General features: G+C 65.8%; 22 protein-coding genes. 5 read left to right on the top strand and 17 right to left on the bottom strand.

Annotation, left to right across the window (positions count from 1 at the left end; translation table 11 throughout):
- Positions 1–89: 89 nt before the first annotated feature.
- The gene (locus tag J2Y55_RS27660; protein ID WP_310159788.1) at positions 90–1,613 is read left to right on the top strand and encodes an aldehyde dehydrogenase; all 1,524 of its coding nucleotides are present in this window, start codon (positions 90–92) and stop codon (positions 1,611–1,613) included.
- A gap of 120 nt (positions 1,614–1,733) precedes the next feature.
- Positions 1,734–2,180, top strand: coding sequence for a helix-turn-helix domain-containing protein (locus J2Y55_RS27655; RefSeq protein WP_310159787.1), 447 nt, complete (start codon positions 1,734–1,736; stop codon positions 2,178–2,180).
- 58 nt (positions 2,181–2,238) lie between these two features.
- On the opposite strand, the gene J2Y55_RS27650 is transcribed toward J2Y55_RS27655, so the two are convergent.
- Both J2Y55_RS27650 and J2Y55_RS27645 read right to left on the bottom strand, forming a co-directional pair.
- Positions 2,239–2,460 (bottom strand): hypothetical protein, encoded by a 222-nt coding sequence (locus tag J2Y55_RS27650; protein WP_310159786.1) that lies wholly within the window; start codon positions 2,458–2,460, stop codon positions 2,239–2,241.
- A 55-nt stretch (positions 2,461–2,515) separates the two neighbouring features.
- Positions 2,516–3,553 carry a LysR family transcriptional regulator gene (locus J2Y55_RS27645; RefSeq protein WP_310159785.1) on the bottom strand — a complete coding sequence of 346 codons (1,038 nt, stop codon included), beginning with the start codon at positions 3,551–3,553 and terminating at the stop codon, positions 2,516–2,518.
- Between the two features lie 271 nt (positions 3,554–3,824).
- Here J2Y55_RS27645 and J2Y55_RS27640 point away from each other — a divergent pair, with 271 nt between their 5' ends.
- Both J2Y55_RS27640 and J2Y55_RS27635 read left to right on the top strand, forming a co-directional pair.
- Positions 3,825–5,024, top strand: a complete 1,200-nt coding sequence (locus J2Y55_RS27640; RefSeq protein WP_310159784.1) for a GNAT family N-acetyltransferase — start codon at positions 3,825–3,827, stop codon at positions 5,022–5,024.
- Positions 5,011–5,226: a hypothetical protein gene (locus J2Y55_RS27635; protein ID WP_310159782.1), complete on the top strand. Its 216-nt coding sequence runs from the start codon at positions 5,011–5,013 to the stop codon at positions 5,224–5,226. Before J2Y55_RS27640 ends, J2Y55_RS27635 begins: the two co-directional genes overlap by 14 nt.
- A gap of 62 nt (positions 5,227–5,288) precedes the next feature.
- Here the strand turns inward: J2Y55_RS27635 and J2Y55_RS27630 are convergent, their stop codons facing one another.
- The 14 genes from J2Y55_RS27630 to J2Y55_RS27565 all read right to left on the bottom strand — a co-directional run bounded on the left by J2Y55_RS27630 (position 5,289) and on the right by J2Y55_RS27565 (position 21,640).
- Positions 5,289–6,713 (bottom strand): FAD-binding oxidoreductase, encoded by a 1,425-nt coding sequence (locus J2Y55_RS27630; protein WP_310159781.1) that lies wholly within the window; start codon positions 6,711–6,713, stop codon positions 5,289–5,291.
- 4 nt (positions 6,714–6,717) lie between these two features.
- Positions 6,718–7,482 carry an SDR family NAD(P)-dependent oxidoreductase gene (locus J2Y55_RS27625; RefSeq protein ID WP_310159778.1) on the bottom strand — a complete coding sequence of 255 codons (765 nt, stop codon included), beginning with the start codon at positions 7,480–7,482 and terminating at the stop codon, positions 6,718–6,720.
- The gene (locus J2Y55_RS27620; protein ID WP_310159775.1) at positions 7,479–9,227 is read right to left on the bottom strand and encodes an SMP-30/gluconolactonase/LRE family protein; all 1,749 of its coding nucleotides are present in this window, start codon (positions 9,225–9,227) and stop codon (positions 7,479–7,481) included. The genes J2Y55_RS27625 and J2Y55_RS27620 overlap by 4 nt, the downstream gene beginning before the upstream one ends.
- A complete protein-coding gene (locus tag J2Y55_RS27615) occupies positions 9,167–10,159 on the bottom strand; it encodes an NAD-dependent epimerase/dehydratase family protein (RefSeq protein ID WP_310159774.1) in 993 nt (330 codons plus the stop codon). Before J2Y55_RS27615 ends, J2Y55_RS27620 begins: the two co-directional genes overlap by 61 nt.
- Positions 10,156–11,283: an ABC transporter ATP-binding protein gene (locus tag J2Y55_RS27610; protein ID WP_310159773.1), complete on the bottom strand. Its 1,128-nt coding sequence runs from the start codon at positions 11,281–11,283 to the stop codon at positions 10,156–10,158. The genes J2Y55_RS27615 and J2Y55_RS27610 overlap by 4 nt, the downstream gene beginning before the upstream one ends.
- Positions 11,284–11,298: 15 nt before the next feature.
- Entirely contained in the window at positions 11,299–12,129 is an 831-nt protein-coding gene (locus J2Y55_RS27605; RefSeq protein ID WP_310159771.1) for a carbohydrate ABC transporter permease, read from the bottom strand.
- Between the two features lie 10 nt (positions 12,130–12,139).
- The gene (locus J2Y55_RS27600) at positions 12,140–13,045 is read right to left on the bottom strand and encodes a carbohydrate ABC transporter permease (RefSeq protein WP_092170704.1); all 906 of its coding nucleotides are present in this window, start codon (positions 13,043–13,045) and stop codon (positions 12,140–12,142) included.
- A 186-nt stretch (positions 13,046–13,231) separates the two neighbouring features.
- On the bottom strand, positions 13,232–14,494 hold the full coding sequence (locus tag J2Y55_RS27595; RefSeq protein WP_404979052.1) for an ABC transporter substrate-binding protein: 1,263 nt from the start codon (positions 14,492–14,494) through the stop codon (positions 13,232–13,234).
- A 164-nt stretch (positions 14,495–14,658) separates the two neighbouring features.
- Positions 14,659–15,828 carry a mandelate racemase/muconate lactonizing enzyme family protein gene (locus J2Y55_RS27590; protein WP_310159770.1) on the bottom strand — a complete coding sequence of 390 codons (1,170 nt, stop codon included), beginning with the start codon at positions 15,826–15,828 and terminating at the stop codon, positions 14,659–14,661.
- Complete coding sequence (locus tag J2Y55_RS27585) at positions 15,825–16,757, bottom strand: dihydrodipicolinate synthase family protein (RefSeq protein WP_310159769.1); 933 nt, start codon at positions 16,755–16,757, stop codon at positions 15,825–15,827. The genes J2Y55_RS27590 and J2Y55_RS27585 overlap by 4 nt, the downstream gene beginning before the upstream one ends.
- A gap of 243 nt (positions 16,758–17,000) precedes the next feature.
- Positions 17,001–18,509, bottom strand: coding sequence for an argininosuccinate lyase (locus J2Y55_RS27580; protein ID WP_310159767.1), 1,509 nt, complete (start codon positions 18,507–18,509; stop codon positions 17,001–17,003).
- 133 nt (positions 18,510–18,642) lie between these two features.
- On the bottom strand, positions 18,643–19,806 hold the full coding sequence (locus J2Y55_RS27575; protein ID WP_310159765.1) for a M20 aminoacylase family protein: 1,164 nt from the start codon (positions 19,804–19,806) through the stop codon (positions 18,643–18,645).
- The gene (locus J2Y55_RS27570; protein WP_310159851.1) at positions 19,803–20,432 is read right to left on the bottom strand and encodes a glutathione S-transferase family protein; all 630 of its coding nucleotides are present in this window, start codon (positions 20,430–20,432) and stop codon (positions 19,803–19,805) included. Before J2Y55_RS27570 ends, J2Y55_RS27575 begins: the two co-directional genes overlap by 4 nt.
- Before the next feature lie 11 nt (positions 20,433–20,443).
- The gene (locus tag J2Y55_RS27565; protein ID WP_310159763.1) at positions 20,444–21,640 is read right to left on the bottom strand and encodes a diaminopropionate ammonia-lyase; all 1,197 of its coding nucleotides are present in this window, start codon (positions 21,638–21,640) and stop codon (positions 20,444–20,446) included.
- Between the two features lie 116 nt (positions 21,641–21,756).
- Between J2Y55_RS27565 and J2Y55_RS27560 the strand changes: the two genes are divergently transcribed.
- A complete protein-coding gene (locus J2Y55_RS27560) occupies positions 21,757–22,236 on the top strand; it encodes an Lrp/AsnC family transcriptional regulator (RefSeq protein WP_310159762.1) in 480 nt (159 codons plus the stop codon).
- Between the two features lie 161 nt (positions 22,237–22,397).
- Here the strand turns inward: J2Y55_RS27560 and J2Y55_RS27555 are convergent, their stop codons facing one another.
- The gene (locus J2Y55_RS27555) at positions 22,398–22,730 is read right to left on the bottom strand and encodes a GIY-YIG nuclease family protein (RefSeq protein ID WP_310159761.1); all 333 of its coding nucleotides are present in this window, start codon (positions 22,728–22,730) and stop codon (positions 22,398–22,400) included.
- Between the last annotated feature and the right edge of the window lie 8 nt (positions 22,731–22,738).

Below are 22,738 nucleotides of genomic sequence, written 5' to 3'. Positions count from 1 at the left end.
CCCTTTGTTTAACGCGTTTTCTTCACGCGAACCGGGGCCCACCCCGCTCGAAAACGCTTTCGCTCCCGCCCCATCGCACAGAGATCGCCATGATCCATGAAAGCCCGGCCTTCTACCAAGCCATCGCCGACAGGCTGCCGCTTCCGAGCAAAGCCTTCATCGATGGCAGCTTCGTCGCGGCGAAGTCGGGCGCGGTGATCGAGACCGTCAACCCGGCGACGGGACAGGTTCTCGCGGCTGTCGCCCATTGCCAGACTGAGGATGTCGAGCATGCCGTCGCCGCCGCACGGCGCGCCTTCAGGAGCGGCGTCTGGTCGCGCGTCGCGCCGGAGGCGCGCAAGGCCGTCCTGCTGCGCTTCGCCGAGCTGATCCGCGCCAACAGCACCGAGCTCGCCGTGCTCGAAAGCCTCGACAGCGGCAAGCCGATCAGAGACTGCCTGAAAGAGATCGCAATCGAGGTGCCCGACACCTTCCAATGGTATGCCGAGCTGATCGACAAGAGCTTCGGCAAGGTCGCGCCGACCGGCGAGCAGGCCTGCGCGATGATCCTGCGCGAGCCGATCGGCGTCGTGGCGGCGGTGCTGCCCTGGAATTTCCCGCTGCTGATGGCCGCCTGGAAGCTGGCGCCGGCCTTGGCCAGCGGCTGCTCCGTTCTCGTCAAGCCGGCCGAGCAGACCTCGATGTCGATCCTGCGGCTGGCCGAACTCGCTGCCGAGGCCGGGATACCCGCCGGCGTGCTCAACATCCTGCCGGGCCTGGGCGAGACCGCCGGCCAAGCGATCGGCCGCCATGGCGATATCGACGCCGTCTCCTTCACCGGTTCGACCGAGGTTGGGCGCCTGTTCCTGCGCTATGCCGCCGACAGCAACCTGAAGTCGATCGGGCTCGAAATGGGCGGCAAAAGCCCCTTCATCGTCCTCGACGACGCCGAGCTCTCGCCCGAGATGATCGACAACGCCGTCATGGCCGCTTTCTGGAATGGCGGCCAGAACTGCTCGGCGAATATGCGCCAGATCGTCGACCGGTCGCGGCAGGAGGAGTTCCTCGATCGTGTCGTCGAACGCGCCAAGGCCCTCGTCATCGGCGCGCCGCTCGACCCGGCGACCGAGCTCGGCCCGCTGATCACGCGGGAGCATCGCCGTCGCGTGCTCGACTATGTCGAGAGCGGCAGCCGGGAGGGTGCGCGGGCGGCACTCTCGGGCGCGGCTTTCGACAGCAACGCACCCGGCAGCTTCCTGGGACCGACGGTCTTCGCCGATCTTGTCCCGGGGATGACGATCGCGCGGGAAGAGATTTTCGGGCCGGTGCTCGGGGTGATGCCGGTCGATGGCATCGAGCATGCGCTCACGATCGCCAATGGCAGCGAATACGGGCTGCATGCGACTGTTTACACCAGGGATATCGACCGAGCCCTGTTCATGGCGCGGCGCTTGGCCTGCGGCACCGTCGCTGTCAACGGCTTCACCGAGGGCGACCTGAAGACGCCGTTCGGCGGCTATAAGCGCTCCGGCTCGCTCGCCCGCGACAAGGGCACGGAGGCGATGGCCCAGTATCTCCAGACGAAGACGATCTGGATCAGCCTCGGTGACGCATACGCCTCGATCCCCGGCTGAGCCCGGCGCGAGAACGCAGCTACTTTATACAATAACAAGTTTTATCAACCTTATAGGCTGTCCCATTGGCCATCAGAGTGCTAGCTGTCGCGTAGGGCTAACTTTCGGGGGAGGTGCCGCGTGAACGTCCAGAACTCCGCACTCGGCGCGCCGGTCGAAAGAAAGACGCCAAATCCGATCGACAAGCATGTCGGAAGCCGTGTCCGCATGCGCAGGATGCTTTTGAAGGTCAGCCAGGAGCGGCTCGGCGATGCGCTCGGCCTGACCTTCCAGCAGATCCAGAAATACGAAAAAGGCACCAACCGCATCAGCGCCAGCCGCCTGCAGCAAATCGCCAAGGTGCTCGACGTACAGGTGTCCTTCTTCTTCGAAGGCGCCCCCTCCGGCGATATGCCTGATGGCCGCTTCTCGGCCGCCGCCTCAACCGCTTATGTCTCCGACTTCCTGACGACCAGCGAAGGCGTGCAGCTGACCAAGGCCCTGATGCGGATCAAGAGCGACCGCGTCAGGCGGCGCGTCGTCGAGCTGGTCGAGGCAATGGCCGAGGAAGACGACAGGGACGCCTGAGCGCTCGAACGCGAACCGGGGGCCACTTCGCTCGAAAGCGCCATGGCCGCGCAGGCCGTCACCGGTCGTGCGAACTCTGGCCTTGAACCCCGCCGGCGCCCAGCGAAGTCTGCGCGCGCTCCAGCTTCGCGAGCTCGATCTCGACCTCTTTTTGGGCATGCTCCAGAATGCTGCAGAGCAAGGGGCTTCCGAGGATATTCGCTGCCGCCGCCAGTTTCGGAATATCCTTCGCCAGGATCGTCAGCGCTTCAGCCTTGGCCTTGTCCTTAGCCTTCGTCATAAGCCCGCCTCGAACGCAAACAGCGGCGGAACTTAGCGAGGCAACCCGGATAAATCTATGATGCCAGCCTCGCCACGGCTCCCGGAGTGAAGAAACTCATCATTTTTTTGCGCTCCATGTAGTGTTCTATCTCGGTGGGACTGACGAATTCCTCGCGGAACCAGGGATATAACGAGGCGTCGAAGGACTGCACGACCCAGTCTATCGTCTGCCTGATGTGGCGCAGCTCGGCCGCCTGCGGGTGGTAGGCCAGCCAGATGTCCCGCCGGAGGACGAAGTCCTTGGCGACATGGACGAGCCCGCTCGAGACGATGGGCGCATAGGTCGGCAGGGCCGTCACGCCCCAGCCGCTCAGCGCCGCCACGAACTGGGCGGAGCTGATATTGACCCGCATATTGACGAAGCGGCGCTTGTCCTCGCGGGTCATTTCCTCCTCGACCCTCTCGCTCCTGATCTGCGGAGCCTCGATCTCGACAAAGTGGTAGTCGGCAACGTCAGCCTTGCTGGCTGGCGCCCCGTATTCGTCGACATAGCTCTGCGCGGCATAGAGAACGACGTGGAGATAGCCGATACGCCGGACGATCAGATTGGGATCGGTCGGCTTGTCCAGCTGGATCGCCAGGTCGACCTCCAGATCCGAGATGTTCGGCGCCGTCATCGAGCATTTCATGTCGAACTGGATGTCTGGATGGGCCCGACGCAGATTGCCGAACATCGGCGTCAGCCAGAAGGCGCCGAGGCCCTCGGTGATACCGACACGCGCCGTCGGCTTCAGGTCCCGCCTGCCCCGCATCGAGAGCGCGCCGAAGACCTTGGCCTGCTTCTGGATTTCCTCCGCCGCAGCAATCAGGCGCTCACCGGTCTTGGTCAGCGACACGCCGGCGGCCGAGCGGTGAAACAGGACCGCGCCGGTCTGCGCTTCGAGGTCCATGATTCGGCTGCGGAGCGCCTTCGCGGAGTGCCCGGTCGCGGCAGCAACGGCGCGAATGCTGCCAAGCCGCGCGAGCGTTAGAAAGATTCGAATGTCGTCCCAATTGAAATTCACCTCGTTCCCACCCGTGGGGTGAGAACTTTTGGAGACCACGTGCCTCATTTTCGACTTATCCCCGACCCCAGAGATTAAGGTTAACCTAACCTTGTTGCGTACCTAGTTTCTCGTACCCAGAAGGATTTGCGTCATGGGATTCCACTATTCGCTGAAGGAGCACTTCAATATTGCGCAAACTCAGCGCAATTTCCGCACGCTCGACTACACGAAATACGGGCGCGGATACACAACGTTCAGCCCGACAAAAGGAATCATCGACTATTCGATGAGAATGGCAAGCGCCGATATACCCGGCCTGTCAACGCTCGAGCGGGTTATGAACGTGTTTCAGCATAATCCCGATACAATTTCGGCTTTCTCGCGCGGTTGGTCTGACGACCCCAAGGCCACGCCGATCGGCATCCTGGCGCATCTGCCGCTGAATCAGGCTGGGGCGCGTGCGCTCTTTACCGGCGCACTGGACACCGCCAACCCCGATCTGAAGTTCATCTGCCGGCCCAGCGAACGCGCCGCCGTGCTCTACTTCTGGTTCATCTACCTGCCGGAGGGCCAGGGCGGCGGCATCTCGCTCGTGATGGAGCGCATGACCAGCGACAAGAACCGGGGCCTGCCGATCTTCTGCAAGCCGGCGAACAAGAAGGCGCAGACTTTCTTCGAGAAGATGGGCTTCGTCATGGGCGCGGCCTATGACGGGCTGAAATCCTACCAGCTGATGAGCTGCGCCCTGCCCGACCCGGTCGCCGGCCGCAAGCCCTATGACAACTTCATGCCTGGCCTGAACGCCGGCACGAAGAAGACCTCCGTCACCGTCGTGCACTCGGCCGACGACCTCCTCAAATGCATCGCGATTCGCGGGGCCGCCTATGTCGAGGACCGGAGCATTCCCTATGCCGAGGATGTCGACGGCAACGACTACACCGCGACGCATCTGCTCGGCTATGTCGGCGACGAGCCCGCCGGCTGCATCCGGCTGCGCTACTGGGCCGACTTCATCAAGATCGAGCGGCTTGCGGTGCTGCCGCGCTGCCGGGGCGGCCTGGCGCTCGATCTCGTGCGGGCAGCGCTCGCCTTCGGCCAGGACAAGGGCTATCGGCGCTTCTACGGGCAGGCCGCCTTCCCGGTCTCGAAGATCTGGGAGCGCTTCGGTTTCAAGCGCCGGCCTGGCGCCGGTCTCTCCTATCTGACCGACGAGGTCTATTACGAGATGGACCTCGTCACCGAGCCGTCAGATTGGCGGCTTACGCCCGATTCGGGCGCCGCGGTGCTCGTCCGGCCGGAAGGCCAATGGGACCGTCCCGGCCCGCTGGAAGCCAATGCGGAGACACAAGATCTCCCTGACAAGTCCCTAGGCTCCGGCGAGTGGATCCCGGGTGTGAGCCCGGCCACGCTCTATCCCGACAAGGACATCCCCGGCTGCGTCAACCCTTTCTACGGGGAGTCCCCGACCTGCGGGAAGGATTCCTGGCCACCTCTGATCTACGGACGATTACAAGGAGTGAACGATGCCGCCGACTGACATCACGCAGCCGACAGCGATCTCCGAAGCCGACATCGATGCGATGATCGGGATGACCGAATATCTCATAGAGGAAGCCGTCAAGGTGAGCGCGGTCGCAACCGCCCTGCTGGGCTTGGCGAAGGGGGAGCTGCTTGCCAGCAAGATGATCCTGAGAGGCGAAGTCGCCTCTCTGAACGGACGTGCGGCCAGATTGATGTGATGCGAAGTTGATGTGACGCGAAACCCGCTGCGAGATCCGCAGCGGGTTTTCGCATGATGGCATCAGGATGGCGGCGTGGTTAGGACCGCACCCGGGTTCAGGATGCCGAGCGGATCGAAGGCGTTCTTGATCCCCGCCATGAGTTCGAGCGTCTCGGGTTGGGTCGCTCGGCGCAATGCGCCGACAAGGGAGCGGCCGACGCCATGCTCGGCCGTGATGCTGCCGCCGAACTGGCTGACGATCTCGAAGATGCAGGCGTTCACGCTCGCGGCCAGCGCTGCGAAGGCGGCCTCATCCAGGAACCCGCCCTTCCGGAATAGCAGAATGACGTGGATGTTGCCGTCGCCGACATGTCCGACGAAGAGAGGCTGCGCGGATGGGAAGCGCTCCACTGCTGCGCCCTGCACCGCTGCGATGAAGCGGGGAACATCCGCAGTCGCGACGCTGGTGTCGTGCGAGACGCCCGGGCCGGCGCGCTTGTTGGCTTCCGAGACGGCGAAACGCAGATGCCAGAGCGCCTTGGCCTGGGCACCGCTCTGCGCGACGACCGCATCGCTCAGCACACCGGCATCGAAAGCGAGCGCCAGCGCGCGCGTCAGGACCTGCTCCATGGCGGCATCGGGCGCGCTGTCGGCGATCTCGATGAAGACATACCAGGGGTGGCGGTCGTGGAACGGGAGCGCCGCCCCGCCGAGGAGATCGAGCGTCAGGCCCATTTCGGCGTCGCACATCAATTCGAAACTCGAGATTCGCTCACCGGCAACCTCGCGCAGCATGGTCAGCAGCCGGATCGCGGCCGTCGGATCCGGGATTCCGCAGAGCGCGGTCGCGCTCGCCTTCGGTCGGGCAAAGAGCCTGAACGACGCCGCAGTGATGACGGCCAGGGTGCCTTCCGAACCGATCAGCAGATCGCGCAGCGCATAGCCGGCATTGTCCTTGCGCAGCGGCTTCAGGCCATGGATCACGGCGCCATCGGCGCGCACATATTCGAGACCGAGCACGAGGTCGCGCACCGTGCCGTAGCGGATCACATTGATGCCGCCGGCATTGGTCGCAACGATGCCGCCGACCTGGCAGGAGCCCTCGCTGCCCAGGCTCAGCGGAAACAGCCGATCGGCCTTGGCCACCTCCTGCTGAAGCTGCGCCAGCACGCAGCCCGCCTCCGCGGTCACGCTATCGCCCTCCGTATCGACCGAGCGGATGCGATTGAGCCGAGCCAGCGAGAGCACGGCGCAACAGCCGCTCTCATCGGGCGTGGCGCCGCCGGACAGGCCGGTGTTGCCACCTTGCGGCACGATCGGCGTGCGCGTCACTGTCGCCCAACGCAGGATCGTCGAGACATCCGCGACGGAGCGCGGGCGCAGCACGGCCAGGGCACGACCATGCCTGCGTCCGCGCCAGTCGCCGAGGAACGGCGCCATCTCCTCGGACGCAGCCAGCACGCAGGACGGGTCGAGGCTCCCGGCGAGCTCAGAGAGCGGGGACATCGCGTCAGACCGTGCCGGCATCGACGATGAAGTTCTGGCCGGTGCACATGCGCGCCGCGTCCGATGCGAGGAAGAGAACCATCGCCGCGATATCCTCCGGCAGGATCTCGCCCTTGATCGCCTGGGCCTGCTGAGCAGCCTCCCATTTGTCCGGCGTGACCCAATGCCGGCGCTGGCGCTCGGTCATCACCCAGCCGGGCGTGACGCAGTTGACCCGAATGCCATCAGGCCCCAGCGCCCGCGCCAGCGAGCGGGTGAAGCCGAGTACCGCTGATTTCGCGGTCGTGTAAGCGATCATGTGGGGAGATCCCTTCATCCACGAGGTCGAGCTCAGATTGATCAGCGCACCGCCGCCAAGCGCGCGCATATCGGGAGCAAGCGCCTGGGCGACGAACATCATCGGGCGCAGATTCACCGCGAAACGGTCATCCCAATAGTCTGATGTCACGGTCTCGAAGGCGTGACGCTCGTCATGGCCGGCGTTGTTGACGCCGATCGAGAACGGGCCGCAGGCCTCGCGTGCCGCCATGATAGCGGCTTGCGTCGCGGCAATGTCGCGCAGGTCGACGGGCTGGAAGGAGACCATTCCGCCAGCCTCAGCCAATTCCGCCGCCAGGGCTTCGCCGCGCTCGCGATCCAGATCGAGAAAGGCGACCCTGGCCTTCTGGCGAATAAGCGCCGCGACGATCGCCCGGCCGATCCCGTCTGCCCCGCCGGTGACGAGCGCGGCGCGGCCGGCGAGATCGGGATAGATCGCCTGCGCGCTCATGCTGCGAATTCCGAGGCCGGCAGGCCGGCAACATCGACCGGCAACGTGAACAAGCCGCCGGAGAAGGGCGCCTCCGCCAGGATGCGCGACGGCAAGCGGACGCGGGCGCTGGTGATGAACAGCGTCTTCAGATCCTCGCCGCCAAAGGCGATGCTGGTCGGGCGCGGTATGGGCAGGCGGACCTCGCGCGCCAGCGCACCATTCGGCGCGTAGCGGTGCAGGCACCAGCCGTCCCAGACCGCGCACCAGACGAAGCCTTCGCTGTCGACGGCAAGCCCATCGGGGCGGCCGATGGTGGCATCGATCTCGGCGAAGACGCGGCGTCGCGCGAGCCGGCCCGTCTCCATCTCGAAATCATAGGCATAGATGCGGCCCGGCGCGGAATCCGCGAAATAGAAGGTCCGCCCGTCCGGGCTCCAGTCGAGGCCGTTGGCGACGGTCAGGCCGCTTTCCCGGCGCTCCCAGGTGAGATCGGGCGCTATCGCATAAAGCGAGCCGCTGGTGCGGCTGGCGTCGAGCCGCATCGTTCCGGCCCAGAGACGGCCCCGCCGGTCGCATTTGCCGTCATTGAAACGGTTGTCGGGAATCTCGGCCTCCGGATCGACCAGCGGGCTCAGCGCGCCGCTGGCGAAATCGAAAGCCTCGAGCCCGTCCTGCGTCAAGGCGGCCAGGCCGCCGCCTCGGCGCTCGACCACCGCGCTGACCAGGCGCGGCAGCATGACCTCCTCATTGGTCCGCGTCGCGGGGTCAAAGCGGTTGACCGAGGGGGCGAGGATATCGACCCAGTAGAGCCGCTTCTCCCGCGCCGACCAGACCGGGCCTTCCGCCAGATGCGCGCCCCAGGGCAGCACGCATTCGACCTGCGGATCGGTGGCGCGGCTAGACCGCGTGCTCGGCGTGATGTTCATCGGCGTGGCGCCGACATTGCCGGAGATCTGCCGGCCGGCGGCCATCAGGTCACGCCCGGTGACGTGGAGGCGCTCGCTGGTCAGGCGCGAACTCGGCCCGAACACGCCGATCGCGGCGACCGCACGGCCGGTATGGTCGAAGATCGGCGCGGCGACCGAGGAGACGCCCGCGACGTGCTCCTCGAGCGAAACCGCATAGCCGCGCGCCCGGGCCAGAGCGAGATCGGCGAGCAATGCGTCCTCCTGCGTGAAGCTGGCGTCGGTGAAGCGCTCGAGCCTGATCCGGTCGAAGATGGCGCGCTGCTCATGCGGCTGGGCGAAGGCAAGCAGGGCCTTGCCGCCGGCCGTGCAATGCAGCGGTGCGCGCCGGCCGATCTCGATGCGGAAGCCATAGGCGCCGCCGCGGCTGCGCTGGTCGATATAGAGCGCCTCGTCATTGTCGATCGCGCAGAGCGCCGCCGTCTCGCGGGTCTCGTCGGCGAGGCGTTCGAGCACGGGAGCAGCCGCGCCGCGCAGATCGAAGGATTCCCAGACACGGTGCGCCAGCTCGAACAGCCGGTGCCCGAGCCGATAGGTGTTGTCGCTGTCCTCCTGGCGGATGAGCCGGAACAGCACCAGCGTGTTGAGCAGGCGCGCAAGCGTGCCCTTGGGCAGGCCGGTCGCGGCCTGAAGGTCCTTGAAACGCGGCGGCGAAGGCGCCTCCCCGATCACGTCGAGCAGGTAGAGGCCCTTGGCGAGGGCGGCTGCGCCGGTGGGAACGTCGCGCTCGTCCGGTTTCAGGACCTGCGCTTCGCCCAGGCCTGCGCCGCCTCTTCGATCATGCGGTCGAACGTCCATCGCGGTTCATATCCCAGTTCAGCCCGAATCCTGGCGTTCGACGTCCGATAGAAGACGCCGTTGCCCGGCAGGTCGATGGTCTTCAGGGGAAGCCCCGTCAACTCCGCCATCCCCGGCAAAGCTGCGGCAAAGTCGGCGGGCTCGGTCGCGCCGAGATTATAGGTCCGGCCGGCCGCCGCCTCGTGGTCGAGCGCGAGCAGGATGCCGTCCACCATGTCGCGGGTGTCGGTGATGTGCATCTGGAAGGGGCGGCCCACCTCATTGCGCGACAGCACGAGCGCCTCGCGGCCATCATCGGCCTGCTTCAACACGGCGATGGCGGGCATGTTACCGAGCCCCTCCTGCTGCCGGATCTTCGGATGCAGGAAGAAACGCGGGCCGGAGAAGACGCTTTCGGGATCGAGCAGTTCGGCCGCGTCCTGCGTATGCGAAAAGCGCAGGATCGTCGCGGGCATGCCGCTGGCGCGCTCGAAGAAGCGGACGAGCTCCTCGCCCAGGAGCTTGCTCAAACCATAGGGCGAGCGCGGCTTCAGCGGGTGATCTTCATCGAGCGGCAGATAGTCGGGAACGTTCTCGGGGTAGACCTCGCCGGAGCTGGCGAAGACGAGGCGATGCGGCTTCACGCGCGCGGCCTCCTCCAGCAGCACGCGCGTGCCCTCGACATTGGCGCGGAACAGCCTGTCGCCGTCAGTCGGCAGCCAGGACATGAAGGCGCCGAGATGGAGGATGGCGTCAGCGCCGCTCACCGCGTCCATGGCCGCGGCCCGCTCGTCGAAGCCGCCGAGCACTTCGCGATAGGCGGAGTGCTCGATGCCGGCCGGGCGCAGATCGAAGCCCGTGACCTCGCGGCCGGCATCGAGCAGGCGCCGCACCACTTTCGAGCCGACGCGGCCGGCGCTGCCGGTGACGAGGATGCGCGCCGGGGCGGTCACCGGATCGCCTCCTGCGTCACCGCGTCGAAGACGTGCAATCGGGCCGGATCGAAGGAGAGCGTCAAGCGTTCGGCGAGCGGCGCGCCATCGGGATTGATCAAGCGCGCGATCAGCGCATTGCCGCGGCCATCCTCCTCGGCGGTCGCATGCGGCGTCTGCCCGACCCGGTTTTCCGGCGGCAGGTCGACATAGACATATTGCTCGCTGCCGAGGCTTTCGATCAGCCGCGGCTGGACCTCGAAGCTGACCGGGCCCGGCCCAGCCGAGATATGTTCCGGCCGCAGGCCGAAGACGGCATCCCGGCCCGCAAGCGTCGAGGCATTCGCCACCAGCAATGGCACCTCCTGGCCGAAGAGGCGGGCCTGGGCGCCATTCCCAGCCGAGGTCACCGGAGATTGCAGGAAATTCATCCCCGGCGAGCCGATGAAGCCGGCGACGAAGAGGTTGGCCGGCTCGCGGAACATCGTGTCGGGATGGGCGATCTGCTGGATCTCGCCATCCTTCATGATGACGATGCGGTCGGCCATCGTCATGGCTTCGGTCTGGTCATGGGTGACATAGATGGTGGTGACGCCGAGGCGCTTGTGCAGGGCGCTGATCTCGGCGCGGGTATGGACGCGCAATTTGGCGTCGAGATTGGAGAGCGGCTCGTCCATCAGGAAGGCGAGCGGCTCGCGCACGATGGCGCGCCCGAGCGCGACGCGCTGGCGCTGGCCGCCCGACAAGGCACGCGGTCGCCGATCGAGCAGATGGTCGATGCCGAGGATCTTTGCGGCCTCGGTGACGCGCCTGTCGATCTCTCCGGCTTCCGTGCCGCGCATCTTCAGGCCGAAGCCCATGTTTTTGCGCACGGTCAGATGCGGATAGAGCGCGTAGTTCTGGAACACCATGGCGATGTCGCGGTCGCCCGGCGCGAGGTCGGTGACGTCGCGCTCGCCGATCGAGACCTTGCCGGAAGAGGCCTCCTCGAGCCCGGCCAGGATCTTCAGCATGGTCGACTTGCCGCAGCCGGAGGGGCCGACCAGGACGACGAACTCGCCGTCAGTGATGTCGAGGGAAAAGTCCTTGAGAACGGTGAGCCCGCCATAGGATTTGGTGACGTGCTCGATGCGTATGCCGGCCATGGTCGGTCCTGGTCCTTACTTGTCCGAGCCGGCCGTGAGGCCGCCGACGAGATAGCGTTCGAGGAAGAGGTAGATCAGCAGGATCGGCAGGGCGACGAGGATCGAGGCGGCCGATATGTCGCTCCAGTTGCTGACATATTCGCCCTTCATCGTGGTGATGCCGAGATTGGCGGTCCAGTTGGTCTGGGCGTTGGTCAGGAAGGTGCGCGCATAGGCGTAGTCCGACCAGGACAGCACGAAGCCGTAGAGCGCAGTCGCAGCCAGGCCCGGCGCCGAGACCGGCAGGATCACCCGGACCATGGCGCCGAGCGGCGAGCAGCCATCGACCATGGCGGCCTGCTCGAGCTCGCGCGGGATCGTGTCGAAATAACCCTTCAGCATCCAGGTGGTGAAGGGAATGATCAGCGTCGCATGCGCCAGGATGATCGACCACAGGCTGCCGATCAGCTCCAGCTGCCTGAAGATGCCGAAAAGCGGGATGACCAGCAGCGTCGCCGGCAGCATCTTCGCGGTCAGGATGAACAGGCCCAGCGATTGGCCGCCGCGGACCTTGAAGCGCGACAGGCTGTAGCCCGCCAGCACCGACACCGTCATCGACAAGGTGACGGCGCCGATCGCCGCCAGCGCCGAATTGCCGAGCCATTGCAGGATCGGCCGCTCCGCCAGGATCTGGGCGAAGACGCCCCAGCGCGGCTGGTCGGGCCAGAATTTCGGCGGCAGCTGGCGCAATTGGTCAGGTTCGGAGAGCGCGGTGACGACGAGCCAGTAGATCGGGAAGACCAACAGCGCGCAGGTCAGGATCGCCGTGGCGTAGAGCAGGACGCTGTCGAGGCAGTTTCGTTTCATGGCCGCGTCCTCACATCGTGTCCGGTGCGCGCGCGATCATCAGCCGGCTCGCGATGATGCAGACGATCAGCGTGATGACGCCGATGGCCGAGGCGTAGCCCATCTTGAAGAAGCCGAAGGCCTGCTCATAGGTCATGATCGAGAGGCTCTGCGTCGCCTTCAGCGGGCCGCCGCCGGTCAGCACATAGATGATCGAGAAGTCGCGGAAGACCCAGAGCATCACCAGGACGAGCGTGACGCCGAGCACCGGCATCAGCGAGGGGATGGTGATGTTGAGCAGGCGCTGCCAGGCGCTGGCGCCGTCGACGCGGGCAGCGTTGTAGAAATCCTCCGGGATCGACTGGAGCCCGGCCAGCAGCATGATCGAGACGAAGGGATAGCCCTTCCAGATCATGACGACGCAGACGACGGCGAAGGAGGCACTGGGCGAGGAGAACCAGTTGATCGTGGTGTCGACCAGCCCGAGCTTGATGAAGATCCAGTTCATCAGGCCGAAGGAGGAATCGAACAACCAGGCGAAGATCACGACGGCGATGACCTCGGGCACGGCCCAGGGCAAGGCGACGAGGAGGCGAGCCAGGGCCTGGCCCTTGAAGCGGTTGTTGACTAGGAGCGCGGTCGCCATGCCGAGCAGGAAACAGCCGGTGCTGACGATGACGACGAGCTTGAAGGTGACCCAGCAGGCGTTCCAGAAATCCTCGGAGGCGAAGAGGCGCTCGTAATTGGCCGTGGTGAAGGGCCGGCGCGCCTGGTCGAGCCTGGCGATGTTGACGTTCTGGAACGACAGATCGACCGAGACGAAGAGCGGGTAGACGATGATCAGCCCGATCAGCAGCACCGCCGGCGCGAGCAGGAGATAGCCGAGCCAGTGCCGGCGGCTCGGGCGCGCAAGATCCAGGAACGCGGCTCTGGGCATGGTCGGGGCTTCTCCCTGTCGAAGCGTGTGGCGCGACATACCCCCTCTCCCCTTGCGGGAGAGGGTTGGGGTGAGGGGTCGCGCCGCCCTTGCGGGTTGGCGGATCGCAGAGCCAACCAGACAGCGCACGGCCACCCCTCATCCGCCCCTTCGGGGCACCTTCTCCCGCAAGGGGAGAAGGAAAGTTCACTGCTTCTGCAGCGCCTCGGCCTTCCGCTGCATCGTCGCGGCGACGGTTTTCGGATCGAGGTCCTGGATGATCATGCGCTGCGATTCCTCCATGACCATCTTGGCGAACTCGTTGAAGACGAGCTCCAGGCCCTTGGGGATGCGGTCGACCTTGGCGTCGGCGGCTGCCTTGGTCGCCTGCACCAGCAGGTCGAAATGCGGCGTCTCCTTCGACGCGGCCGAAACGTCGGCGCGCGGGCTCGGCGGCGGCGAGGCGCCCAGCGTCGCATAGCTGCTCTGGAACTTGTCGGAGGTTGCGATCTGGATGAAATCCCAGACCAGCTTCTTGTTGTCCTTCGGGATGTCGCTGGCGATGCCGAGCACATTCGAGGAACCGCCGACAGGCGGGCTGAACGGCGACATGGCGAGCTTGATCTGGTCCTTGGCCTTGCCCTTCTGGATGATCGGCCAGAGCCAGGGCCCGTCCGTCTTCAAGGCGATCTTGCCATCGGCGAACATCTGGCGGACCTCGCCGGCGGCGAGATCACGCGGCGTCAGGCTGTCCTTGACGATGGTCTTCCAGCGCGAGAGCCCCTCGACCATCTCAGGCGTGTCGATCGTCACCTTGCCTGCGTCATTGGTCCAGCGCCCGCCGGCATCGAGCGTGTAGTTCATCATCTCGCTCATATACTGGCCGCCGCCGCCCTTGGTCTCGTGGCCGGTGCCGAACTGGTCGATGATGCCGTCGCCGTTCAGGTCCTTGGTCAGCTTGCGCGCCGCCGCCAGGAACTCGGTGTAATTCTTCGGGACGCCCAGCCCCTCTTTCCTGAGCATCTCCTCGTTATAGGCGAGGAAATAGCCAAAATAGAGCATCATCGTGCAGACGGTCTGCTTGTTGAAGACGCAGGTGTCCTGGCCGGCCCAACCCTTCATGTCGAGCTTGGCATCCTTGATGTAGCCGTCGAGCGGCTCCAGCCAGCCGTTATCCGCGAATTTCTGGAACTCGAAGGAGGCGAGATGGACGATGTCGGGCGGCTTGCCGCCGGCGAACAGCGTCGTCATCGTATCGGCATAGGCGCCGCGCTCGACCTTGGTCCATTCGATCCTGACGCCCGGATGGGTCGCCTCGAACTCCTTGATGACCGAGCCCCACCAATCGCCGACGCCGCGCTCATCCTTCTGCCAGGAGACGAATTTGAGAACCTTGCCCTGGGCGAGAGCGGCGCTCGATGCGAACCCCGCCGTCAGCGCCAGGGCGACCGCGGCGGCGGATAGAAACAACCTAGAGCAATTTCCGATCCAACGGGATCGTTCAATAGCTCTAGTCCCTCGCTTTAACGCGTTTCCTTCACGCGAACCGGTTTCCACTTCGCTTGAAAACGCTCTGGTCCTCGGCATGACGTGACCTCCCCGGTCGTGTTTTGTTTTTAGTGCGTGTTTTGTTTTTAGTGTCTGCGCAGAAGCTCCAGCGCCGCTTTCGACGGCTCGACGCCCAGCCCCGCGCCCGTCGGCAGGCTGTAAAGGCCTTGGCGGCAATCCATGTCGCCGACCAGCAGCCGGCGATTGGGCTCGAAGATCGAGTGCTGGTATTCGTGGCACTCGACCGCGGCCAGGGCGGAGCTCGCGTGCAGGCTCGCGGCCAGGAACAGCCCGATGCCGATCGTGGCATGCGGAATGAGCTTGAGATGATGCGCCTGGGCATAGAGGCCGATGCGCATGAACTCGGTGACGCCCTTATGCCCCATCTCGGGCTGGATGATCGCGCAGGCGCGGCGCGCCACGCGCGGCACGAGATCATAGACCGTGCGCCACTCCTCGCCCGCCGCAATCGGCGTTGCGACACGAGACGCGACGAGGCTGAGCCCGTCGAGATCCTCGGGCTTGACCGGCGCCTCGGCGAACCAGAGGCCATGCGGCTCCATCGCCTTGATCAGCGCGACCGCCTCCTCGCCTGTGTGGACCCAATGCATGTCGCAGGCGATGCGCACGGAGGGCCCAAGCCGCGCGCGCAGGGTCTCCATTTCAGCGACCACACCATCATCGGCGACAGGCGCGGCGAATTTGAAGCTGTCGAAGCCCTGCGCCTGCCACTGCGCCGCGAAATCGGCGCGCTCGCCGCGCGTCGGCTTGGGCAGGCCGGAGATATAGGCCGGCAGGCGCTCATGGCGCTGCCCGCCCAGCAGCTTGACCAATGGCAGGTTCGCAAGCTTGCCGCAGATGTCCCAGAGCGCGATGTCGATCGCCGCCAGCGCGTCACAATAGAAGCCGCCGGTATAGCCGCGCACGCGCATCAGATCGTAGAGGTCGTCATGGATCACGCAGACATCGCGCGGATCGCGGCCGACGACGAAGGGTCCAAGCAGATCGTCGATGATCGCCATCGCGGCACCGGGCGCGACGATGCCATAGGTCTCGCCCCAGCCGACCGCGCCGCCCGTCGTCTCCACGCGCACGACCACGGTGCGGTCGACCACGGGATAGACCGTGCGGTTGCCCTTGCGCACGACATAGCCGCGCTCGTTGACGGTCTCACCCTGACGCAGCGCACCGAGATAGGGCGTGTCGCGCGGAATGGTGATCGAGAAGACCTCGACCTTGGCGACCCGTTCGCTCATCCCCGCGCTCCGGCGACACGCATGCCAGGCGAAGCCGCCGCCTGCATCAGATCGCCCGCCGCATCGAGCCAGGCGTCGATCTCGGCGAAGTCATGGGCGTCCATGTCAGGCACCTTCGCGCGCACGACCCGATTGTCGAGAACCCCACGCCGCGACAGCACATGCTTGGTGAAGGCCATGCGGAAATTCGCCTGGATCACCAGCAGTGGCAGCGTGCGCATATAGAGTTCGCGGGCGCGACCGATCTCGCCGGCGCGGAAGGCGCGGTCCATCGCGACATGGACATCGGAAAGCTCGACCGCCGGCATCGCCCCGCAGACACCGCGCTGATACTCGTCGATGAAATAGCGCGCCCCGCCACCGCCGATCACGCCCTTGAGATGGGCGGGCTTGCCGGCGATCAGCGCCGAGATCGCCAGCCCCGAGGGCAGCGTTTCCTCCTTGACATAGGTGATGGCCGGGTTGCCCCGGACGATGTCGAGGATCGTCTCGGGCTTCAGATCCGAGCCGCGCGGCGCCGGCGCGTTCTGCAGGACGATCTCGAGGCCGGGCACCGCATCGGCGATGTCCCTGTAGAAGGCGGCGACCGCCTCGAAGCCGGCGCCGACGCTCTTGGGCGCCTGGATCATCACTGTCGAGACGCCGAAACCCATGGCCTCCTGGGCATGGCCGACCGCCTCCGCGACGCTGGCGGCACTGGCGCCCGCGACGATCGGGACCCTGCCGGCGACGCGCTCGACCACGACCTTCAGCAAGGTCGCCCGTTCCACTGCGGTGAGATCGTCGACCTCGCTGGCGAAGCCGGGGAAGACGACGCCGTCCACGCCAGCGCCAAGCGCGAAATCGGTGACCCGCGCCATGGCGGCGGCATCGATGCCGCCTTGCGCCGCGAACGGCGTCGGCAGCACCGGAAGGATGCCCTGCAACACGACCTAACCTCCTGTTGATCCATATGTTGGATCGATTGTTATTGTATATGGATCGTAATTCGCACCTCCGATCAGGTCAAGCCGCATCACGGCGTTCCCCGGCGGCCTTCGACGACAGGAACGTCGTCGAGGCCACCGAAGCCGAAGTCACGATTCGAGGTTTGGAGATGTGGAACGCCGGAGGCCGCGCAGAGGGCGTCGGCGATTGTCTGGAGCTTGCTGTTTCTGCTCAGAACCGTGCCGTCATTTGGCGCGCTCCAGAACCTTTCCGAAATCGCGGTCGAGCGCGGCAAGCGCGCTATCGATCCTGCCGCGTCGCTCCTTGCTCCATTGTTCCTGCTGCGCCAGCTTCTGCTTGGCTAAGCCCAGCATGCGCGCCATCTCGGCAGGTTGCGGCCCGCCGGCGGTGGCGCGGTTGCGGACAATGGCGACCGGATCGAGCGTGGCACGAAACTCCGCTTCGCTCAGCGGCAGCTCCGCACCCGTCACGTTCATCTCCTTCAGCGTGGCCTTGTAGATCCGCTGGGCTTCCGCATAGGGGAAATCCGTGGGCCGGATATTGTTCGCCTTGGCGTAGTCGACGACTTCGGAGGCGAAGTGGTGGCCGACGCGGAAGGGCAGCTTGTACGTGCGCATCAGCACATCGGCGACCTCCTGGGAGGCTGTCCAGTCGCTGTTGAGCTCTTCCAGCGCCCGGGCGGGATCGATGACCAGCCCGTTCAGGATCCGGTCCCAGCCATCGAGCATCGCAATCGTGCCGGTGATCACCGCCGCATTATCGCGCACGCTCTTCGCGTCGCTCATGCCGGGCGGAATATTGTGAGCCTGGATGACGCGCCCGATGCCTGAGGTGATCACGCTCGAGGCCTGGCTGCGGGTGCTGTTGAGCAGGCCGGGATTGCGCTTCTGCGGCATGGCGCTGGAGACATAGGTGTTGCCGTCGCCTTCCGCCAAAAGGATCCAGGGGCGCGGCTGCGCATACTGGGTCATGACGTCTTCGATGAAGGCGCCGGCATGCAAGGCGATGCTGGTGGCGAGCGCGCCGACCTCGACCGGCATTTCGGTTGCTGCGATCTGGGCCGCGTCATAGGCATTGTCGACCGTGTCCGCGAAGCCGAGATAGCTCGCCATGCGGTTGCGGTTCAGCGGCCAGCTGGTGCCGTTCAGCACGGTCGTGCCCATCGGCGAGCGATCGAGCCGGGCGAAGGCCTCGCGCAGGCGCTGCGCATCACGATCAAGCCCCGCGACATGGCCCAGCAGATAGTGCCCATAGCTGTTGGGCTGGGCGGCAACGCCATTGGTGTAGTTCGGCACGATGGTGTCGACATGCTTCTCGGCGAGCCTAACCATGGTGGCCGTAAGCTTGCGCAGCCGCTCGTCCAGTCTCAGCAATTCGTCGCGCATGATCGCCGCACGCACGGTGGCAAGCATGTCCTGGCTCGAGCGGCCGGCATGCAGCAGGGTCGCCTCGACGCCGGCGGCTTCGATCAGCAGCGGCTCGAAAGTGATGACGAGCGTCGGCCGCTTGGCGCCGGGCTTCTCCGCCGCCTTGAGCATGCTGTCGAGGCCTGCCGCGATCCGTGGCGCGAGCGCAGGGTCAAGCAGGCCCTCATCCGTGTTGATGACGGCGCTCGCCTTGTTGATCTCGCCCAGCCAGTAGAATTCGTCGCGCTTGGGCGCCGATTGCGCGTGGGCCGTAGCAGCGCACGTGACAGCCAGCAGCGCAGCAAAGGCCGTTCTTCTCCCGAGCATTGTTGTCCTCCCGTAGGCAAACACATCCAGGCCGCGCATTCCATTCCAGCCGTGCAGCCAGGGCGCGGCTCCGGGTGAAAGCTACAGCCTCTGGCGAAAGCGCCAAAGAGAGATCGCCTGCTCGGGTGAAAGCCTATGCGGCAGGCAGACGCTGGCGTGCGATCGCGGCATGGAAGCGCGCGCCGAAGATCAGGCCCTCATCGTTGAAGTCGTAGGTCGGGTTGTGCAGCGGGGAGGACGCTTCGCCATTGCCGACGAAGGCGAAGCAACCCGGCACATGCTCCAGGAAGCGGGCAAAATCCTCCGAGCCGGTCATCGGCTCGCGAGCCGTCGTCACCGCCGCATTGCCGAAGACGTCACGCGCAGCGGTGAAGGCTTCCTCGACCAGGGCCTCGTCGTTCAGCAGCGGCACGAACTCGCGGGTATAGGTCATCTCGGCGGTGACATTGTACGCAAGCGCGGTGCCCTGGGCGATGATGCCCATCTGCTCTTCGATCCTGGCGCTGATCTCGGGCCGGAAGCTGCGCGCATCGCCGAGGATGCGGGCGAGACCCGGCAGGGCGTTGCGGGTGCCGTCGGTCAGCAATTCGGTGACGGAGACGACGCCGATATCGGTCGGGCTCAGGCGGCGCGAGACGATGGTCTGGAGATTGGTGACGAGCGCGCAGGCGGCGACGAGCACCTCATTGCCGATCTGCGGGCGTGCCGCATGGCCGCCGACGCCCTTGAGCACGATCTCGAAATTATCCTCGGCCGACATGATCGGCCCCGCCTTGGTCTGGAACTGCCCGATGGCGAGGCCGGGCATGTTGTGCAGCCCGAAGATCTCCTCGAAAGGGAACCGTTCCAGCAGCCCGTCGGCGAGCATGGCGAGCGCGCCCCTGCCCCATTCCTCTGCGGGCTGGAAGACGAAGCGCACGGTGCCGTCGAAGCCGCCTTGCTGCGCCAGCATTTTAGCGGCGCCGAGCAGCATCACGGTGTGCCCGTCATGGCCGCAGGCATGCATGACGCCCGGCGTCCGGGAGCGGTGAGCATGGTCGCCCTGCTCGGCGATGCGCAGTGCGTCCATATCGGCCCGCAATGCGATCGCTCGGTTGCCCGTCCCGCATGTCAGCGTGCCGACGACGCCGGTACCGCCGACGCCTTCCGCGACCTCGCTCAGGCCGAACTCGCGCAGCTTGGCCGCGACGAAGGCGGCTGTGCGGTTCTCTTCGAAACCGTGCTCGGGATGGGCATGGAGATCGCGCCGCCAGGCGGTCATCTCGGCTACCAGCGCGTCATGATCGAGCGTCGTCATTGCGGTCCTCCATCCTGCGTTTCGCCGTCATAGGGTGTGGCGCGCATCGAGGGCCGCTGGCAGAAATCATCATACCAGGCGGTGAGCCGCGGCGCGCGCTGCCGAAACCCTGGCAGGTCGCGGAATTCGAGCCAGGCCAGCGCCGTCGCCAGTGCGATCTGACCGATGCTCACTAGCGCCCCGAACTCGACTTGCGTTTCCAGATGCTCATAGGCTTCGAGCAGCTTCATTTCCTGTCCCTGCGCCAAAGGCGGATAGCGCAGGGCTTCCGGGCGCCGCAGCGTCTCCCAGCGCAGCGCGATGCCGGCATCGCAAAGGCCCTGAGCCAGTGCTTGCAGACGCAGCGCCTGATAGCGCGCCGGCCCCTCGCGCGGGATCAGCCGGCCTGCGCCGCCGAGCCGGTCGAGATAGTCGCAGATGACGACCGAATCGAAGAGCGCGCCGACATCCGGCGTCAGCAGCACCGGCACTTTCCCAAGCGGATTGGCTGCGAAGACGGCAGCGTTGCGGTTGGTCGGGCTGGTCTCGTGGTGGACGACATCGACGCTGTCGGCGAGTCCGAGCTCATGGGCGCTGACCAGCACCTTGCGGGCATAAGGGGAATGGCTCTGGTAGAGCAGCGTCAGGCCGTCGGGCATCACGCCACCCGGCCCACGACCTCGGCCGGCGTCAGTCCGACGAGGTCGGCATAGCGCTCGGGATCGGTCGCGCCCTCGGTGTTGATCACCAGCACGCGCGAAGAGGTGTCGAGGCCAAGCGCCTGCCGGATGGCCGGGTCCGCCACGGCGCGCATCAGCCCGGCTACGCCGGCGCAGCCGCTCTCGCCGGCAACGATCGCGGGGTCGCCTGCTTTGGGCCGGGCCAGGCGGTTCATCGCCGTGACAGCATCCGCATCCTCAACCGTCATGAAGGCATCTGCGACCCGCGACAGCACGCGCCAGGCGATCGGGGACGGCTCGTAGCACTCCAGCATCGCCATGACCGTTGGCTCGCCATGGGCCACCTTGACCGGCCGGCCCGCACGGGCGGCCTCGACGATGCAGGCGGCGCGGGCGGGGTCGACCACGGTGAAGACCGGCCGCGCCTCGCCCAGCACGAGCGCAAGATGCGCGGCCACCGCTGCCGCGATTCCGCCAACACCGGCCTGGACGAAGACATGGCTCGGCCTGGAGGGAAGCTGCTGCAAGGCCTCGCGCACGAGCGCGGTATAGCCCTGCATCACAAGGCCGGGGATGCGCTCATAGCCGTCCCAGGAGGTGTCGGAGACGACAACCCAGCCCTTCTCGCCGGCGATGCGGGCGGCCTCGACGACGGAATCGTCATAGGTTCCGGCGACGCGCATGATCTCAGCGCCAAAGCGGGCGATCGCCGCAATCCGCTCCTCGCTGACGCCGGCGTGGACGACGATCACCGCCTTTGCCCCCGCGAGCTGCGCGCCCTGCGCGACCGAGCGGCCGTGATTGCCGTCCGTGGCACAGGCGAAGGTCATGCTCGCGGCGACAGCGCGAACCTCCGGCTCGCGAAACGCATCCTCGCCCAGGCTCCGGCCAAGCCGCGCTTCGGCGGCCTCCAGCACCAGCCTGATCACGGCATAGCCCCCGCCCAGCGCCTTGAAGCTGCCGAGTCCGAGACGATGGCCCTCATCCTTCACATGCAAGGCCGCGATGCCCAATTCGGCCGCAAGCCCCGGCAAACCATGGAGCGGCGTCACCGCATGGTCGCTGCGCTCAGCGAGATGGCGCCCGATCGCGTCGGCTCCCGTGCCGCCGAGCGTCTCGGCATCGACGGGCGCAAGCCCGCTGCGGTAATCGGCATGCTGGTTGAGCAGGAACATCGCGACCTCGCTTGAATGCGGTCTCGAAGGAATATTGCAAGCGGTGCGAAAAAGGCGCTGCAATCGAGGGGCCTCAATGCAAATTTGTTTCGTCGCAAGTGTTTCATGAGATCACCGTGCCCGAGAATCCGCTCCATCCGCTCGATGCCTTCGACCGGGCCATTCTCGCGATCCTGCAACAGGACAACACCACCCCGCAGCGGGTCATCGGCGAGCACGTGAACCTGTCGGCGCCGGCCGTGCAGCGCCGGATCCGGCGGATGGAGCGGTCCGGCGTCATCCAGGCCAATGTCGCGATCGTCGACCCCGCCGCACTCGGCCATCCCATCACGATCTTCGTCGAGGTCGAGCTCGTCAGCGAAACCGCGGGGGATATCGACGAGGCCAAGCGCCGCTTCCTGGCGGCGCCCGAGGTGCAGCAATGCTATTATGTGACGGGCGATGTCGACTTCATGCTCGTCGTGCTGGTGCCGAGCATGGCGGCCTATGAGGCGCTGACGCGCCGGCTCTTCTTCGACAACGCCAATATCCGCAAATTTCGCACCTTCGTCGCCATGGACCGCGTCAAGGCGGGCCTTGCCGTCCCGGTGGCCTAGATCCCGTCTGGAAACTCCGCGAGCCCTCATCCTGAGGAGCCATTCCGTTGGGAATGGCGTCTCGAAGGATGCTTCAGGAGGCTCCCGAACCATCTGGAGCATCCTTCGAGACGCCGGTGCGCGGCTCCTCAGGATGAGGGCTGGCGTTTCCAAACGGGCTCTTAGAGCCGCCCCGCCTTGTGCCATTCGCACCAATGCGCAGCCCGCTCCTTGAGCCTTGCGGTCCGGATATAGGGATCGTCCTCTTCCAGCCGCTCGAGCACCTCGAACGAGAACGCCTCGGCTCCGTGCTCGGCCCAGCATTGCTGCAAGACTTTGTTCGGATGGTTCCCGAAGCGCAGCGTGAACCATATCCGGTTCTGGATCGTGCTCAGCTCGGCGCATTGACCGATCCAGGCCTCTCCCGACGCGGCGCAACGGATCAGATAGATTCCGCTGATGATCTTGCGTTCCTTGTAAGCGGAAACGGCCGCCTTCCTGTCCTCGGCGCGCATGCCGCTCT

Source organism: Allobosea sp. BE125, from assembly GCF_031456075.1.
Lineage (GTDB): Bacteria > Pseudomonadota > Alphaproteobacteria > Rhizobiales > Beijerinckiaceae > Allobosea.
The sequence above is the reverse complement of the archived record's forward strand: the minus strand, read 5'-3'. Positions and strand labels throughout refer to the sequence as shown.

Excerpts from the sequence above, each read along its gene's own strand:
- J2Y55_RS27660 (WP_310159788.1), top strand. The coding sequence starts at position 90 with ATGATCCATGAAAGCCCGGCCTTCTACCAAGCCATCGCCGACAGGCTG.
- J2Y55_RS27650 (WP_310159786.1), bottom strand. The coding sequence starts at position 2,460 with ATGACGAAGGCTAAGGACAAGGCCAAGGCTGAAGCGCTGACGATCCTG.
- J2Y55_RS27645 (WP_310159785.1), bottom strand. The coding sequence starts at position 3,553 with ATGAGGCACGTGGTCTCCAAAAGTTCTCACCCCACGGGTGGGAACGAG.
- J2Y55_RS27640 (WP_310159784.1), top strand. The coding sequence starts at position 3,825 with ATGAACGTGTTTCAGCATAATCCCGATACAATTTCGGCTTTCTCGCGC.
- J2Y55_RS27635 (WP_310159782.1), top strand. The coding sequence starts at position 5,011 with ATGCCGCCGACTGACATCACGCAGCCGACAGCGATCTCCGAAGCCGAC.
- J2Y55_RS27630 (WP_310159781.1), bottom strand. The coding sequence starts at position 6,713 with ATGTCCCCGCTCTCTGAGCTCGCCGGGAGCCTCGACCCGTCCTGCGTG.
- J2Y55_RS27625 (WP_310159778.1), bottom strand. The coding sequence starts at position 7,482 with ATGAGCGCGCAGGCGATCTATCCCGATCTCGCCGGCCGCGCCGCGCTC.
- J2Y55_RS27620 (WP_310159775.1), bottom strand. The coding sequence starts at position 9,227 with ATGGACGTTCGACCGCATGATCGAAGAGGCGGCGCAGGCCTGGGCGAA.
- J2Y55_RS27610 (WP_310159773.1), bottom strand. The coding sequence starts at position 11,283 with ATGGCCGGCATACGCATCGAGCACGTCACCAAATCCTATGGCGGGCTC.
- J2Y55_RS27605 (WP_310159771.1), bottom strand. The coding sequence starts at position 12,129 with ATGAAACGAAACTGCCTCGACAGCGTCCTGCTCTACGCCACGGCGATC.
- J2Y55_RS27600 (WP_092170704.1), bottom strand. The coding sequence starts at position 13,045 with ATGCCCAGAGCCGCGTTCCTGGATCTTGCGCGCCCGAGCCGCCGGCAC.
- J2Y55_RS27590 (WP_310159770.1), bottom strand. The coding sequence starts at position 15,828 with ATGAGCGAACGGGTCGCCAAGGTCGAGGTCTTCTCGATCACCATTCCG.
- J2Y55_RS27580 (WP_310159767.1), bottom strand. The coding sequence starts at position 18,509 with ATGCTCGGGAGAAGAACGGCCTTTGCTGCGCTGCTGGCTGTCACGTGC.
- J2Y55_RS27575 (WP_310159765.1), bottom strand. The coding sequence starts at position 19,806 with ATGACGACGCTCGATCATGACGCGCTGGTAGCCGAGATGACCGCCTGG.
- J2Y55_RS27565 (WP_310159763.1), bottom strand. The coding sequence starts at position 21,640 with ATGTTCCTGCTCAACCAGCATGCCGATTACCGCAGCGGGCTTGCGCCC.
- J2Y55_RS27555 (WP_310159761.1), bottom strand. The coding sequence starts at position 22,730 with ATGCGCGCCGAGGACAGGAAGGCGGCCGTTTCCGCTTACAAGGAACGC.